General features: G+C 60.4%; 11 protein-coding genes. 6 read left to right on the forward strand and 5 right to left on the reverse strand.

What is annotated here, in order from left to right; translation table 11 throughout:
* Window position 1 precedes the first annotated feature (1 nt).
* From QVP03_RS03655 to QVP03_RS03675, 5 genes are read right to left on the reverse strand one after another with little or no spacing between them, the layout of a single operon-like run.
* Window positions 2-1,150 carry an aldo/keto reductase gene (locus tag QVP03_RS03655; RefSeq protein ID WP_022332247.1) on the reverse strand — a complete coding sequence of 383 codons (1,149 nt, stop codon included), beginning with the start codon at window positions 1,148-1,150 and terminating at the stop codon, window positions 2-4.
* 1 nt (window position 1,151) lies between these two features.
* Window positions 1,152-2,114 carry a DUF362 domain-containing protein gene (locus QVP03_RS03660; protein ID WP_256166153.1) on the reverse strand — a complete coding sequence of 321 codons (963 nt, stop codon included), beginning with the start codon at window positions 2,112-2,114 and terminating at the stop codon, window positions 1,152-1,154.
* A gap of 12 nt (window positions 2,115-2,126) precedes the next feature.
* The gene (locus QVP03_RS03665) at window positions 2,127-2,639 is read right to left on the reverse strand and encodes a hypothetical protein (protein WP_018695645.1); all 513 of its coding nucleotides are present in this window, start codon (window positions 2,637-2,639) and stop codon (window positions 2,127-2,129) included.
* Between the two features lie 45 nt (window positions 2,640-2,684).
* On the reverse strand, window positions 2,685-4,601 hold the full coding sequence (locus QVP03_RS03670) for a TonB-dependent receptor (RefSeq protein WP_256166152.1): 1,917 nt from the start codon (window positions 4,599-4,601) through the stop codon (window positions 2,685-2,687).
* Window positions 4,602-4,605: 4 nt separating this feature from the next.
* Window positions 4,606-5,043: a DUF1893 domain-containing protein gene (locus QVP03_RS03675; RefSeq protein ID WP_022332250.1), complete on the reverse strand. Its 438-nt coding sequence runs from the start codon at window positions 5,041-5,043 to the stop codon at window positions 4,606-4,608.
* Window positions 5,044-5,626: 583 nt separating this feature from the next.
* Between QVP03_RS03675 and QVP03_RS03680 the strand changes: the two genes are divergently transcribed.
* The 6 genes from QVP03_RS03680 to QVP03_RS03705 all read left to right on the forward strand — a co-directional run.
* Complete coding sequence (locus QVP03_RS03680) at window positions 5,627-6,610, forward strand: BACON domain-containing protein (protein WP_022332251.1); 984 nt, start codon at window positions 5,627-5,629, stop codon at window positions 6,608-6,610.
* 30 nt (window positions 6,611-6,640) lie between these two features.
* Window positions 6,641-8,185: a BACON domain-containing protein gene (locus QVP03_RS03685; protein ID WP_022332252.1), complete on the forward strand. Its 1,545-nt coding sequence runs from the start codon at window positions 6,641-6,643 to the stop codon at window positions 8,183-8,185.
* A gap of 42 nt (window positions 8,186-8,227) precedes the next feature.
* Window positions 8,228-11,215, forward strand: a complete 2,988-nt coding sequence (locus QVP03_RS03690; RefSeq protein ID WP_022332253.1) for a SusC/RagA family TonB-linked outer membrane protein — start codon at window positions 8,228-8,230, stop codon at window positions 11,213-11,215.
* 19 nt (window positions 11,216-11,234) lie between these two features.
* The gene (locus QVP03_RS03695) at window positions 11,235-12,920 is read left to right on the forward strand and encodes a RagB/SusD family nutrient uptake outer membrane protein (RefSeq protein WP_022332254.1); all 1,686 of its coding nucleotides are present in this window, start codon (window positions 11,235-11,237) and stop codon (window positions 12,918-12,920) included.
* A 73-nt stretch (window positions 12,921-12,993) separates the two neighbouring features.
* Window positions 12,994-14,499 (forward strand): calcineurin-like phosphoesterase C-terminal domain-containing protein, encoded by a 1,506-nt coding sequence (locus QVP03_RS03700; RefSeq protein ID WP_022332255.1) that lies wholly within the window; start codon window positions 12,994-12,996, stop codon window positions 14,497-14,499.
* 76 nt (window positions 14,500-14,575) lie between these two features.
* Window positions 14,576-16,459: glycoside hydrolase family 31 protein (locus QVP03_RS03705; RefSeq protein ID WP_288210623.1), on the forward strand; the 1,884-nt coding region annotated here is incomplete at its 3' end.

Below are 16,459 nucleotides of genomic sequence, written 5' to 3' on the forward strand. Positions count from 1 at the left end.
TCTAATATCCGAACTTCGCCGCCGCCAGCCGCATGTGGCCGATGATGTCGACGCCGAACGGGCAGTTCCGTTCGCAGCGGCCGCAGGCGATGCACTCCGAGGCGTGGTGCGGCAGGAGCCTGTAATGTTCGCGCACCGTCTCCGGTATCTCGTGCTGTGCCAGGGTCAGGTTGTAGTATTTGTTCACACCGGCGATGTCGATCCCCACCGAACACGGGGCGCAGTGCCCGCAGTACATGCAGTGCCCTTCCCACGAGAATTTGTCCAGCCCGGCCAGCGCCCCCGTGTAGTCGCGTTCCGCGACCGTGGCCGAACACCAGGCCAGTGCCGCTTCGATCTCGGCGCGGCTGCGGCAGCCGGCCATTACGGCCGCTACGCCGGGGCGCGTCAGGGCGTATTCGAGGCATTGTACCGGGGTCATCGGGCGTCCGAAGGGCGAGTTGGCGTCGCTCAGCAGGTCGCCTCCGCCGTAGGCCTTCATCACGTCGATGGCGATCCCTTCGCGTTCGCAGAATTCGTAGAGCCGTTGCCGTTCGGGGTCGATGTTGTGCAGCTCCCGCGCGTAACTCTCGTCCGCCCAGAGCGTATCCACGTCGTCGCTCGGCGGCAGCAGGTCGTAACAGGGGTTCACCGAGAACATCAGCACGTCGATGAGCCCCGTCCGGGCCGCCATGTGCGCGACCACGGGGTTGTGGCTGCTCAGGCCGATGTGGCGGATGCGCCCTTCCGACCTGAGCCGTTGCGCCAGGCGCATGATCGGGCCGTCGAGCACCTCGCGCAGGTCGGCCTCGGCGTCCACGTAGTGGATCATCCCGATCTCCACATAGTCCGTTCCCAGCCGTGCGAGCATGTCTTCGAACGCCGCCAGCGATTTCTCCGGATCGCGCGTGCGCAGGTACTGCCCCTCTTCCCATACCGAGCAGAGGTGCCCCTGTATGACGAACTTCTCGCGCCTGCCCGCCAGCGCTGCGCCGATGTTGCTGCGCAGCGTGGGGTTCGAGGCGTAAAGGTCGAGGAAGTTGATGCCGTTGCGGATGGCGAAATCGAAATCGGCCCGTACCTCTTCGGCCGTCTTGTCCGTGAATCCCTCGCAACCCAGCGCAATGGCGCCGACCTTCAGTCCTGTGCGCCCCAGTATGCGGTACTCCATCCTATTCCAGTTCCACGAGTTCGTATTGCTGCGAGCCCAGCCCGATCGCTTCGCCGTGTTCCAGCGTGTGGATGCCGTGGCGCGACTCCATGCGTTCGATCAGGTGCACCTTGCCCGGGTCGGGCGATGCGTAAACCAGGTCGACGCACGCCTTGTCCAGCGCCACCGGGTCGGTCGAGGCCAGGATGCCGATGTCTCCCATCTTCGGGTCTTCGGGGTGCGCGTCGCAGTCCACCGACAGGTTGTTCATCACGTTGATGTAGAGTATCTTTTCCCCGCAGTGGTCTGCCACCGACTTGGCCGCCTCGGCCATCGACTCCAGAAAATCGTCCTGCGCGGGCAGGTTGCCCCACATCTGGGCGGCATTCTTGGTCTTCCCGGCCGAATGTATCCACGCCTTGCCCGCCGACGAGGCGATGCCGATCGAGATGTTCTTCACCGCACCGCCGAAGCCGCCCATGGCGTGCCCCTTGAAGTGCGAGAGCACCACCGTGAAGTCATAGGCGGGGTAGTGCGACCCCACGAAGTTCTCCCTGAGGTGCCTGCCGCCCTTCACGGGCAGGCTTACCTCGCCCTCGGCATCCATGATGTCCACCGGGGCGATGGCCGTGAAGCCGTGGTCGGCGGCGGCCTTCAGGTGGTTTTCCGTGCTGGCGCGTCCGCCGCCGTAGGCGGTATTGCATTCGACGATCGTGCCGTCCACCTTCTGCACCAGCTCCTTGATAAGCTCCGGCTTGAGGAAGTTGTGCCCGCCGGGTTCCCCCGTCGAGAGTTTCACGGCCACCTTGCCCGTCGCCGGACGCTCCAGCGCCTCGTACAGGCGCACCATATTCTCCGGCGTGATGTCCCGCACGAAATAGACCTTGGGTGCCTCGGGCGCTTCTCCGCCGCCCTGTGCCGATCCGCAGGCCGGGGCCGTGAAAGGCAGGATCGACAGTAACGAAACCATATACATTTTTGTCATGTCTTGGGATTGTTAATTACGTAATAGGTACCTGAGCACCGCGTATCCTGCAAATACCTGTGCCAGCATACCGGGGAGCCCGATGCGGATGTCCTGCAGGGCGGCGGCCGCCGAGCCCGTCCAGGCCCATTCGCCCAGCGAGCCGAACAGCTGGTAGAAGAGGACGACGCCCGCCAGCAGGGGCAGCGTCACACGCCCTGCCCGCCATGCAGCGAGGCTTGCGGCGACGGCCAGCAGCACCGATTTGAGCAGGATCACGGGCAGCATCGCCGCTGCGGGCATGCCGAACAGCGCCGAGTTCACCGCCGGCGAGAGCACGGCGGTCAGCAGGCCCACCCGCCAGCCGTATTTGTAGGCGCCGACCAGCGTGAAGAAATAGATCGGCAGCCACCGCAGGCCGCCCTGCGGCACGAGGTGGCAGATTTGGGGCAGGACGATGTTGCCTGCCACGAAGAGCGCCGCCGCGAGGTAGGTCTTCGCCTCGCGGTAGCCCGTCGAATAGAGTTTTACAGCCGTTGTTTCCATATTGTCGTTATTGATTGTGTCAAAAATAGTGTTTTCCGCCCGTATTTAAAAATCCAGGCGTATGCCGCCGATGAAGGTCGCCCGCGGCATGGGGTATCCGGCGTTTATCTCGTAGCGCTGCGCCAGCAGGTTTTCGCCCCGGGCGAACAGCGTGAGGCAGCGGCTCACGCGCAGCGACGCCCGCAGGTTCCACAGCACGAAATCCTCGGTGTTCTCCGTGCCCCGGCCGTTGGCCTTTACCGAAGTGTAGAGCCCCGCGACGTACTGTACGCCCGTAGTCACCGACCAGCGGCCCCGGGCAAACCCGGCCTCGGTGTAGAGCTTGTGCTCCGGTGCGGCGATCACGGGGTTCTCCATGTGCAGGTAACTGTAATTGGCGGCGACCGACCAGGCCTCCGAAATGCGGTAGGCGGCCTGTGCCTCGACGCCGGCGTTGTCGATCTTCCCGGTGTTCATATTCAGCGGCGTCGTCCCCTCGCGCGGCACGGCGACGATCAGGTTTTCGCCGTCTATGTAGAAGAGGTTGATGCCGTAGGTGAGCCGCCCGCCGAGCAGCCGCTGCGAATAGGCCACCTCGTAGTTCCACATCCGCTCGGGTTTCAGGTCGGGGTTCTGCGGCGGGAACATATACATCTCGCGGATGGTGGGGTAGCGGAAACCCTTCGAGGCCGAAGCTTTCAGCTCGATGGTGTGCGGCAGGTGGAACGAAAGCCCCGCCTGCGGGATCCACTCCGTCCCGATGTGCGAATGGTGGTCGACGCGCAGCCCGGCGTCGAAGGTCAGCCAGCCCCCGATGTCCTGCCGGAAATCGACGTAGCCGGCCACCTCGTCCTGCGACTTGTCGGCGATGTCGGAGCGCTCGCCCTTGCGGTCTCCCCCGACGTATCTGTTCCACGCCTCGCCTCCGAAGCGGTAGTAGTCCGCGCCGACGGTCAGCCGGTTGCCCCTGAAAAGCCGGGCGCTCTGGTACCACGATACGCCCATCATGTCGTCCCGTGAGTTGAAACGGTAATCTTTCGGATTGTTCGTGTCGTTGGGATCGACCGTGTAGCCGTCGTTGATCCGGTGGCGGCCCCAGTTGTAGAAGAGGCTCAGGGCCCCGGAAGTCCGGCCGTAGTTGTTCTCCACGGAGAGCGAAGTCATGCCGCGTGTGATGCGTTGGTCGGCATCGGCCATCGGGTTGGTCACCGTCCCGGGCTGCGAGGCGTTGAAGTGCGTCACATTGACGTCGGCCCGCACGTTCCATGCCTGCGAAATCTCATAGCCCAGCTTGGCATAACCGCCGTACTGCTCGAATCCCATGTCGGCGCGGTGTCCGTCGGTGCGGTTGTACGAGCCGCTGACCACCGACGTGAAACGGCCCTTGCGGATGCGGTTCGTCGCCTCCGTCTGCAATGTGTTATAGGAGCCGTAGCCGATGTCGGCATAAGTCTTCACGCCCTGCTCGCGCATCCCGCGGGGGACGATGTTCACCACGCCGCCCATCGCGTTCGAACCGTAGAGCACCGATGCCGGGCCGCGCAGCACTTCGACCCGTTCGGCCATCAGCGACTGGTAGGCATCGGCGATCGGGTGCCCCATCAGCCCCATGTACTGCGGGTGCCCGTCGATGAGCACCATCAGCCGCCCCGAGCCTCCGCTCAGCCCGCGCAGGGAGATGCCTCCCGCGGCGCCGTCCGACACGCCGTAGCCCATGATCCCGCGTGCGGTGGTGAACAGCCCCGGAACCTGCTCGGTCAGGGTCGGCAGCAGCGAAGGCTGCAAGCTTTGTTCGATCTTCTCCCGGCCGACCACCGACACGGTCATCGGCAGGTGGCGGATGTCCGACGCATAGCGCGCCCCCGTCACGACGACCGAGTCGATCTTCACGTTTTGCTCCGCCGGGGCTTCCGCCTGCGGCGTCACGGCGTGTACCGCGAATGACAGCCCCGTGCAGAGCGCCAGCAAACCCAATTTTTTCATTAGCCTATCCATGTCGTTCCTTCATTTTCTGCATGAACCCTTCGATCAGCGGCAGGCACTCGGCGGCCGACGCCGCCCCGGCGCAAAGCTGCTCCACGGGGCAGGTGCCCGTCCCGGCGCGGTTCACGATGTTGGGCACTACGACCGTGTATTCCACCGCGATGCCGGCCCCGGCGAGCAGCTCCAACGCAGGGCGGCTCACCACGTCGGCGAAAAGCCCTTCCACGCCGCCCAGTACCATCAGCGCCGCGGCGCCTTTGCCGACGACCTTGTCCGCGATGAAAGCGCCCCGCAGCAGTTGCGGCTCTTCGTGTAGCAGCCGGAAGAGGTCGGCCACGCCTCGTTCGCGGAATATCCGCATCGAATCCCCGTTGCGGATTACGCACGAGCATTTTTCTGCGAATAACAATTCGATAGCCTGTGTCTTTTGTTCTTTTGTCATGTTCGTTCATGTCGCAAGTCCCTCCGCTCCCCGCCTTTCGGGGAAACGGCTGTTTCCACGATGCAAAGATAATATGTCCTGACCTACTATCGGTTACCCCGATTACGGTTCATGCTACCATTTTTACCGTGCGCCCGCCGCGTCCGGTTCCGGCCTGCTCTTGTGTCCCGGTTATCCCCGCTTCCTTGTTTTATTCTCCTCTTGTCCGGTGGCCGTCGCCGGATTCCCGGCTGCCGGATCGGCGGATGTATCGTTTTGTTTCGATTTATTTCGATGCGAAATCCGAAAAAAAGACGGAAACTGCGGAATCCGTGCTTCGTTCCGGCTTGAAACCGGTGCTGAATCGCCTCGTTTATGCCGGTTTCGGCCTTCCCGAATCTATATAACATTCTGTACGGTGTATTTATAAAATAATTATTATCAATAAGATATGAAATTTTAATTTCTATATTATCGGTCGTTGCTCTTTACCTGCCCTTTTAAAATGGATACTTTTGTTGCTGCGCAGTGTTCCCGACTTGCGATTTGTAATTTTTTTAAAAACACCTACATTCATAATATCACAAACTAAACCTGCTAATCTATGAAGAAAACATTTTTACACTTGTTGCTTCTGATGGGTTGTGCCTGTTGTTTTCCGTCCTGTGTCGAGGACAAAGCGGAAGATGCGGCAGCCAGACTCACCGTAAGTAAAGTCAGCGTAGAGGTTATCCGAACCGGTACGCTGAGTACGGGGTCGAAAGCGACGCTGGATGTGCTGGCCAACCGGGGGTATGCCATTACCTCCGATGCGGATTGGCTTTCGGTCGACAAACCTACCGGGAAAGGCCGTGTATCGGTCGTTCTGGATGTCAAGCCCAACGAGACGGAGGATATCCGTGTCGGACACCTGGCCGTCGTGAGCGGCGGGCTTTCCGAAACCGTAACCGTGACCCAGACGCTTGCCCCCGATACCGACGACGGGCTGGAAATCGACCATGTTTATCTCGACGACGACTTTTCGTGGTGCGAGCAGTTCGGGGGCCAGGATCAGGTGCAGTTCCCCGACCAGGGCTCCACGCAGGCCGTGCGCAACCATGCTGCGGCCAAGCTCAAATTTACGCAGATGGGGTACAGCGAGTACAATTACGGCGGCAATGCCTTCTACATGGCCAAGCACTACTTCAAGATGGGTAAGAACAACCAGCAGAACGGCCTGGCCATCGACATGGGCAAATATATCCAGAAAGGCAAGTCGTCCACGATTACCCTGACGTTCGACGCGGCTCCGGTCGTTTCGATTGACGGTACGGGCAGCGGCATAACGCTGCGCGGTATCGACGACACGGCGGTGACCGTCGAGGTTTACGAAGGTCCCGGAACGGTCGACAGCCCCTCTGTGAAACAGAGCGCGTCACTTTCCATGTCGAGCGTTAGCTCGTGGAACCAGTGGGTGAGCATGAAAGTCACGCTCTACGGTGTCACCGACCGCTCGCAGATCGTTATCCGCTCCACCCAGTTCGGTGTGTCGGGCTATCACCGCTGGTACCTCGATAACGTTAAGATGGTCAAGGCTCCCCGCGACTAACAGGTGTCCATAATCATAAACAGAACCAACATGAATTTCAAGCATATGTTATTCAGGGCCGCATCCGCCCTGCTGCTCGTCTCGGGCCTCGGTTTTGCGGGGTGCGACGACGCTGATCCCGACGCGTTCCTCTCGGTTACCCGCCAGGAGATCGAAGTCGAATACACGGGCCTCACCACCGAAGGGGAAATGGTCAATTTCGAATTGGGTACGAACCGCTCGTGGCGGGCCACCTATGTCGAGGAGTGGATCCACCTCACCCATACCGAAGGCGACCGCGGCCGCGTGCGTATTTTCCTCTCCATCGACGAGAACAATACGGGCGAGGATCGCACCGGTTTCATCATCTTCGAAGGCGACGGCGGCACGCGCCGTACGATAGCCGTGACACAGAAACTCAAGGTCGATGCACTTTCCGTTACGCCGGCGAAGATCACCGTCGTGAAATCGGGTCTGCTCGAAACCGGCGAGAAGGCTGCGATCTTCATCTCCACCAACTGCGACTGGGAAATATCCGTCGCCGACGACAGCAAGTGGATCTCCCCTGTCAAGACTTCGGGTGCTCCCGGAGACGAGAGCATCGACCTGGATATCGCCCAGAATACGACCGATGGAGTACGTACGGGTACGTTCACCGTTACGGCCGATTCGAAAACGGCGACCGTCACCGTCACCCAGAATCTCGAAGGACTGAAGGTTTCCGTCAACAGCTTTTCCGTCAATAAGTTCGGATTTGCCGACGAGGATCGCACGCCGCTTACCTTCACCGTCACGGCGGCCGAGGCATGGACGGCGGAGTCCGACGGCTGGCTGACGCCCAGCCCGGCTTCGGGCGATGCGGGCCAGACCGAGGTGACGCTCACCGTGGGCGAGAACACCACGGGTGCGCCCCGCAACGGAGAGGTGAAGATACTGACCTCGCTCACCGGCCTGGAGACCGTTGTTCGGGTCGCCCAGAATGCGAAGAACTCGCTCTTCGACGACGACGGCAAGGAGGTCGGCTATGTCTATTATGACGAGCCGTTCGACTGGACTTCGAAGTTCAAAGGTACCGACTGCGTGGGCGAACATACACAGAAGGGAGCGGTCAATATCTACTCGGAGGTGAACGGTAAATATGTAGTAGACAAAGTGTTTTCCGATGCCGGGCTGACCGATTTCAATCCCGATGTACGGACGATTTACGCCTGCTCGGATTATCTCAAAATGGGTGCAGGCGACAAGCAGACCGGAATCATCCTGCCGGCTCTTGCGATTCCCGAGGGTCAGGCCACTGATATTGAACTGACGTTCGTGGCCGCATCGAATATCGGCGGCGACGGTACGGGCAAGCCCGACGCGGTAACCGTCACAGTCGCCATTCTCGAGGGCCCCGGCAGCATAAACGGCGATCAGGGAAAAGAGAGCGAGCCGATGACACCCGGAGAGCATTGGGAATGGACACCTATGAGCGTGAAGCTTTACGGGATTACGGGTGAAACCCGGGTCGTCATCCGCTCCACCCAGCAGGGATTATCGGGTTATTACCGCTGGTACCTCGACAATGTCAAGATGACGAAAATCGCAGCCGAATAGTCCTGCGGTGACAAATCAATGAAAAACAAGAGAGAAAAAGATATGAAAAACAGATTTGCAGATACGGGGAAATCCTATGCAGGGTATTTTCTGCGTTTCGTGTTCTGCCTGGTGCTGACGGCGTCTGCGTTGTCCTCACAGGCGCAAAGCCGCAATCAGGTGAGCGGCAAGGTGACCGACACGGCCGGCGAGCCGCTGATCGGTGCCACCGTGGTGGTGGTCGGCACGACGACGGGTACGACCACGGGCATCGACGGAAGTTACACGATCAATGCCGCGGCAGACAGCCAGCTGAAATTCTCGTTCATCGGCTATGCCGAGCAGACCGTGAATGTCGGGGCGCGTTCGGTCATCGACATCGTCATGGAAGACGACAGCCAGGTACTCAAGGACGTCGTGGTGATCGGTTACGGTACGATGGAAAAGAAGTCGGTGACTTCGTCCATCACCTCGATCAAGGGCGATGACCTGACGGCCGGCATGGGAGGTTCGACCATCGCCACGGCGCTCCAGGGCAAGGTTCCGGGACTTACCATCTCGGGCAGCGCCAGCCCCAACAGCAGCAATGATTTCCAGCTGCGCGGCATCGCGTCGGTCAATGCCAGCCAGAGCCCGCTCGTGGTTATCGACGGCATCCCGGGCGGTGACATGCGGGCGATCAACCAGGAGGACATCGAGTCGATCGACGTGCTGAAGGATGCTTCGGCGGGTGCGATCTACGGTACGCGTGCCGCCGGCGGTGTGATCCTCATTACGACCAAACGCGCCAAGCAGGGCAGCGTGACGGCCAACTATACGGGCGAGTTCTCGTTCGAGACCGTCCGCAAGTACCCCGAGCTGCTCTCGTCGAGCGAGTATATCGAGTACGGCCTGGGCGAGGACTACGGCGCCGATACCGACTGGTATAAGGAACTGACCAATGATGCGCCCTTTTCGCAGCGCCATACGGTGAGCATTGCCGGCGGTACGGAGGTGGCCCAGGTCTATACTTCGTTCATGGCCCAGAACCAGAAGGGTATCGTCATCGGCGACAACCGCAAGGACTATTCGGGACGTGTCAACGCCCGGTTCAACCTCTTCGACGGCGTGGTCGAGGTGCGCGCCAACGCCCAGTTCCGCGAGGCCGAGCGCGACAACCGCAACTCGTCGGGCATCTTCAAGATGGCCTTCGGCCTCAATCCCACCATTCCGCTTTACGACCCGGCCAACCCTTCCAAGTACAACGTGGTCGGCAACGGCATCTCCGGCACGACCTTCAATCCCGTGGCCGACATCATGCTGCGCACGAAGAACGGCAAAGACCAGTGGCTGCTGGCTGACGCCACTGTGAAGATCAACCTGATGAAGGGCCTCTCGCTGCAGGGAACCGTGGGTATCGACAAACGCCAGTACCAGGAATATACCTACGTTTCGCATGACCACAAGGAGTCGATCGACAACAGCCGCCGCGGCGGTGCGTCGCACAAGTTCAGCAAGGACAACCGCGTTTCGGTCGAGGCCTATGCCAACTACCACCGCGTATTCCGCGAAGACCATACGCTCGACGTCGTGGCCGGTTACAGCTTCTGGCAGGCGGGCGGCGAGGATTTCAGCATGTCGAACTACGACTTCCCGGTCGACGGCGTCGGCCCGTGGGACATGGGCGTGGGTTCGTACCTCACGGACGGCCGTGCCTCGATGGATTCGAACAAGGATCCCCGCGAGCGCCTGCTTTCGATGTTCGGGCGTGCCAACTATTCGTATAAAGACCGTTACATGGCTACGGTGAGCTTCCGTCGTGAGGGATCCTCGAAGTTCGGCGTGAACAACCGCTGGGGTAATTTCTGGGCCGTTTCGGGCGGCTGGCGTCTCTCGAACGAAGCGTTCATGCGCGACGTTGCCTGGATCAGCGACCTCAAGGTGCGCCTGGGTTACGGCGTCACGGGTAACAACGGCTTCGGGAACGGCTACACGACCCGCATGTACAAAGCCAACGACATGTGGCCCACCAACGGGGTCTGGCAGCCCGGTTACGGTTCGATTCGCAATATCAACCCCGACCTGAAGTGGGAGGAGAAATCCGAGCTCAACTTCGGTCTCGACTTCTCGCTTTTCAACGACCGCCTCTGGGGTAAGTTCGACCTCTACTTCCGCCAGGTCGACGACATGCTCTATTCGGTCAATGCCCCGATGCCCCCGATGGTACACGATACGGTCATGAAGAACATCGGCAGCCTCGAGAACAAGGGTTGGGAGTTCGAACTGGGCGGGGACATCGTCCGCAGCAAGAATTTCCGCTATACGTCGACCCTGCGCCTGTCGCATAACAAGACCAAGATCAAGAGCATGGGCGACGACGGGTTCTTCCTCGACGAAGTGACCTTCCCCTCGCCGGGCAACCCGGGTACGGCCGTCCGCCTGCAGAACGGCCTCGAGCTGGGGCAGTACTTCATCTACAAGTACGCCGGGCTCGACGAGAACGGCAAGTGGATGATCTACGACAAGAACAACGAGATCGTGCCGGCCACCGACGGCAGCACGTCGAACCTCGTGGCCGAGAACAAACATTTCGTGGGCAATGCGATCCCCAAGGTCATCCTCTCGTGGGATCATACGTTCAAGTACAAGAACTGGGATCTGTCGATCTTCCTGCGCAGCTGGCTCGGGTACGATGTCTTCAGCCAGGTGAACATGTACTACGGCCTGGCCAACGATTCGCAGCTCAACGTCCTCAAGTCGGCCTACACGCGCAACCGTAACATCAAGGACGAGAAGATCCTCTGCGACTACTGGCTCGACGACGGCTCGTTCCTCAAGATCGACGCCATCAACCTCGGGTATACGTTCAACCTGCGGAAATGGACGCGTTATATCCAGTCTGCGAAACTTTACCTGACCATCCGCGACGTGGCCGTATTCACCGACTACAACGGCCTCAATCCCGAGGTCAACATCAACGGCCTGTACCCCGGTTTCGAGTATGTCAACGACACCTCGACGATGTACCCGCAGACGACCCGTTTTACGCTGGGCGTGCAGTTAAACTTCTAATTCCAAACCGAGAACCATTATGAAACTGAAACATATAATTGCCGTGACGGTCGGGGCTGCCGCCCTCTGCGCGCCTTCCTGCGACCTCGACGAGAAGTTCTACTCGGAAGTCACCCCCGATACGTTCTTCACCTCGCCCGAAAGCACCTATGCCGTGCTTTGCCGTCCCTTCACCCACTGGAAATGGTACATCGGTGCCGACCGGTGGTACCTCCAGGAGCTGACCACCGACGAGATGGTGTGCCCCAAGCGCGGCAGCGACTGGTATAACAGCGGCGAGTACTACCGCCTGCATTACCACACCTGGTCGCCCGACGACCGCTTCGTCGTCAATACCTACGACGGTACGACCGGGGGTATTTCGCGTGCCCTGGAAGCCAAGTCCGACCTCCAGGGGGTCGATTACAACGCCATCGGGCTCAACGACGCCGTCAAGGCCGACCACATCAACCAGCTGAATGCCATCACGGCCTACTTCTACATGCGCGGCCTCGACTATTTCGGCGGCATGCCCATTTACTACTCGGTGGACGACGACCTGTGCGCCCGCAGCACGGCGCGCGAGACCTACGCCCATATCGAAACCCTGCTCAAGGACGCCATCCCCGCCCTGTCGAAGAAAACGACGCTCGGCGCTTCCGAAGACGGTTACATCAAGCAGGCTGCCGCCGCGGCGCTGCTGGCCCAGCTCTATTTCAATGCGGTGGCCTACATCGGCGAGGAGCATTTCGACGAGTGCGCAGAGATTTGCCGCGACATCATCGGCGGTGTCTACGGCACCTACGAGCTGGACAAGACCTGGTACGGCCCCCACTGTTTCGACAACAACACCTCGCCCGAGGTGATCTGGACGGTGCCTTCGGAGAACTCCAAAGTCGAGTGGAACTGGTATTTCAAATATTTCTACCATTATTCATCCTACGAATATTTCGGTATCGAGACCGCAGGCTACAACGGTTTCATGCTCACGCCGTCGCTCGATCCCCAGGGACGCTACTACACGCAGTGGAAACTGGGCAATCCCTACCAGAAATTCAACGACAAGGACTTGCGTAAAAAGCCCTACCGTTACCTGGGTAGCCGCAAATACGAAGGCATGTTCCTCGTCGGCGACCAGACCAACCCCAACAACCCTTCCCAGCAGTGCCTGGGGCAGAAGGAGTATAGCGGCAAGGTGATCAACTTGGTCGACCAGGTCGCCCGTTTCTCGGAAGTGGGCACCAAATACAATTCTGTCGCCGAGCTTACCTCGACGATGGCCGACGGCGAGGAGAATTCGGGCGTACGCCTGGTGAAGGCGCCGCAGCCCAACCTCGACGACAAGCTGCTGCGCTGGAATCCCGATTGCCCGGTCATCCGACTCTCGGAGATCTACTACATGCTTGCCGAGTGCGAGCTGCGTGCCGGTGACAAGAAGACGGCTGCCGGCCTGATCAACCAGGTTCGCGGGCGCAACTTCGAGGGCGGCGCGGATCCCAACCCCGTGACGGCCGACAACCTCGACGAATACCGTATGCTCGACGAATGGATGATCGAATTCCTGGGCGAAGGACGCCGCCGTACGGATCTGATCCGCTGGGACAAGTTCGTGACGGAGTCCTGGTGGGATCATACGCCGCTCAACGACAAGAACAAAAACCTGTTCCCGATCCCCAACTCGGCGATCTCGGCCAACAACCTGATCGAGCAGAACCCCGGTTACTGATCCCCGGCGATCCCGGGGGATCCCGCCTGTCCGGGGCCCCGGGGCAAGATATGAACTTTAAAAAACCGAAAAAATGATAAAATACATCAAATATCTGTTGGTCTTCCTGCTGTCCACCGGCTTCGTGGCCTGCAGCGAGGACGAAGGCGCCCAGATTCTCGGCGGCCTCTACGAGAAGGTGGACATCACCCCCGAGCCCGGCATGAACCTCGTGGGCCGTGTCACCGACGGTACCGGCCCGATCGAGGGCGTGGTCGTGAGCGACGGCGTCACGGTGACGACCACCGACGCCCAGGGCATCTACCAGATGCGTGTGAAGCGGAACGCCCCGTTCGTATTCGTCTCCGTCCCCGCCGAATACGAAATTCCGGTGGAGAACGGCATGCCGAAGATCTACAAGAAGATCGCCATGGGCGACAACGACGTCGTGCAGCGCAGCTTCAAGCTCGAACGCACGGGCAAAAAAGAGCGTTTCACCCTGCTGGCGCTGGCCGACGTGCAGATCGGCCGCGACGACGAGGTGACGATGCTCGACGAGGAGGTGTTGCCCCTGCTGATCCCTTACGTGCAGCAGGAACTGGAGGCTCCCGTTTACGGCATTTCGCTGGGCGACCTGGTCTGGGACAACATGCCCTTCCACGAGGTTTACAAGCAGCGTATCCGAAAGATCGGCGTGCCCGTTTTCCAGGTCATCGGCAACCACGATCACAATAAAGCCATAACCGTCGATGCCGATGCCGATGCCAGCTTCGAGGCGGCGTTCGGCCCCACGTACTACTCCTACAACATCGGCGACTGTCATTTCATCGTGCTCGACGACGTGCTCTACACCGGCTCGTCCTCTTATACCGCCGACATCACGGACGAACAGATGGCATGGCTGGAGCAGGATCTGAAATATGTCCCCAAGGACAAGCTCATCATCATCGGCCTGCATATCGCCACTTCGCGCCGCAACCGTCCCACGAGCCATGTCGCCGATTACAAGGAGCTTTACGCCCTGCTCGACGGCTATAATGTCCGGATACTTTCGGGACACTCGCACAACAACTATACGACCACGATCTCCGAAACCATCGAGGAGAATACGCTCGGGGCGGTGATGGGTGCCTACTGGAACGGCGAGGAGCTGTGCAACGACGGCAGCCCCCGCGGTTACGCCGTCTACGAGATCGAGGGCAACCGGATCAGGAACTGGTACTATAAGGGCACTGCTTTCCCGCGCGAATACCAGATGTACCTCTACGGCCCCGGCGAGGCGGTTTCCGAAAAATACCGCGACGGCCTCATCCTAAACATCTTCAACTGGCATACCACCTGGACGGTCGAGGTGCAGGAGGATAATGCCGGCTGGGTAACGCTTCCGTCCGATTCGAACCTCAGGTACGAAATGGATCGCCGCGCCTACGATTTCATGTTCGGCGACACCAAACCCGAGCACCGTCCGACGGCCGAACCCGAATCCCAGAACGACCACATGTTCTACTACAAACCCGCGTCGGAGTCTTGGGGAACGGTCACGGTGAGGGCTTCCGACCCCTACGGGAACGTATATACCGAGAGCATCCGCAACGAATAGATCCATTTTTCGCAAACACGTTTCTCCGCACTGCCCGTTCCGACGGTGCGGAGAATTTTTCAACCATATCCCGATCATGAAATATCCTTTTCTGATTTTTCTGCTCTTCCTGTGCGGCGGGTTTTCCGCCGTCGCACAGCCTTCGGGCAACCCGCTCGTTTTCGGCGAGAACCGCCTGACGCTCATCACCCCGACGCTGTTCCGACTCGAATTCGCACACGACGGCAAATTCATCGACGACCCCACCTATTTCGCTTACGACCGGGGCAGCCTGCTCCCCGCGTCGGAGTTCAGGGTGCGGGAGCTGGGCGGGAACCGCTACGAGATCTCCACCTCGGCCCTGCGCATCGTCTACGAGCACGACGGATTCCCGTTCGGGCTGCATAACTTTGCGGCATACTACAAGCTCAACGGCAAGGAGAAGAAGTTCACCAACCGCTGTATTTTCCGCAACAACCTCGGCGGCCCGGTCGAGACGCTCGACCGCGTTACCGGGGAGATCCCCATGCAGAACGGCCTGCTGAGCCGCGACGGCTGGTATGTGATCGACGACGAACGCTCCGACCTGCTGGTCGACGGCTGGCTTTGCCCGCGCGATACGAAAAGCCATGTGCAGGATCAGTACTGTTTCGTCTACGGCAACAACTACAAGGCCGCCCTTGCCGACCTGGGCGCCATCAGCGGCCGCGTTCCCATGACCCGCAAATACATCCACGGCGTCTGGTACTGCCGTTACTGGGACTATACGTCGGAGGAGTTCCTTTCGATCATCGACGGCTACGAGGAGAACGATTTCCCGCTCGACAACCTCGTCTTCGACATGGGCTGGCATACCTACGATGCCAGGATCGGCACCGGGCATGCCGGCAGCCGCAGCTGGACGGGCTATACGTGGGAGCGCAAACGCATTCCCGATCCCGGGGCGCTGATCGCCGAGGTGCACCGCCGCGGCGTTACGGTGTCGCTCAACGACCATCCCCACGACGGCATACGCCCCCACGAGGAGATGTACGCCGCCTTTATGGCGGACATGGGGGCCGACCCCGCCCATCCGCTGCTTTTCGACCTCGGCGACCGGAAATACATGGAGACGTTTTTCAAACATGCGCACCATGCCACCGAGGATATGGGCGCCGATTTCTGGTGGCTCGACTGGCAGCAGAACTACCTCTATCCCGAGGTGCGCGGCTACCGCTCCACGTCGTTGCAGTGGATCAACGAGCTCTACTACCGCCAGACCGAGCGCAAGGGGCTGCGCGGCGCCGGTTACAGCCGTTGGGCGGGTTGGGGTGACCATCGCCATCCGATCCAGTTCTCGGGCGACGCGCAGGCCAACTGGGAAATGCTGGCTTTCGAGGTTAAGCTCACGGCTGCCAGCGGCAACGCGGGCTGCTACTACTGGGCGCATGATATCGGCGGGTTCCGCGGCGATCCGAACCCCGAGCTGACGGTGCGCTGGACGCAGTTCGGCGCCCTTTCGGCCGCCCTGCGCGTACATTCGACCAAGGACGCGCGGCTCGACCGCCGTCCGTGGATCAGCGGCGAGCGCGAAACGGCCGCCATGCGCCGCATGTACCACATGCGCTCGGAGCTGATGCCCTATATTTACAGCAGCGTATGGCAGACCCACTCGACGATGGTGCCGCTCAACCGGCCGATGTATATCGACTACGGCAGCGACGAACGCGCGTATGAAAACGAACAGGAGTTCCTTTTCGGGGATATCCTGCTCGCCGCCCCGATCGCTTCGCCGGGCGAAGGCGCGGACAAGACAGCCTCGCAGAAGGTCTGGTTCCCGGCGGGCGACGTGTGGTACGACTATTTCACCCACGAACGGTTCGACGGCGGGCAGGAATGCCGCATCGCCAAGCCGCTCGAAGAGTTCCCGCTCTACGTCCGGGGCGGTTGGGTGCTGCCGATGCAGCCTTATACGCCCCGCCCCGCTTCGACGCCGCTCACG

The sequence above is a fragment of the Alistipes sp. CAG:29 genome, assembly GCF_000435435.1.
In the GTDB taxonomy this organism is placed as follows: Bacteria; Bacteroidota; Bacteroidia; order Bacteroidales; family Rikenellaceae; genus Alistipes; species Alistipes onderdonkii.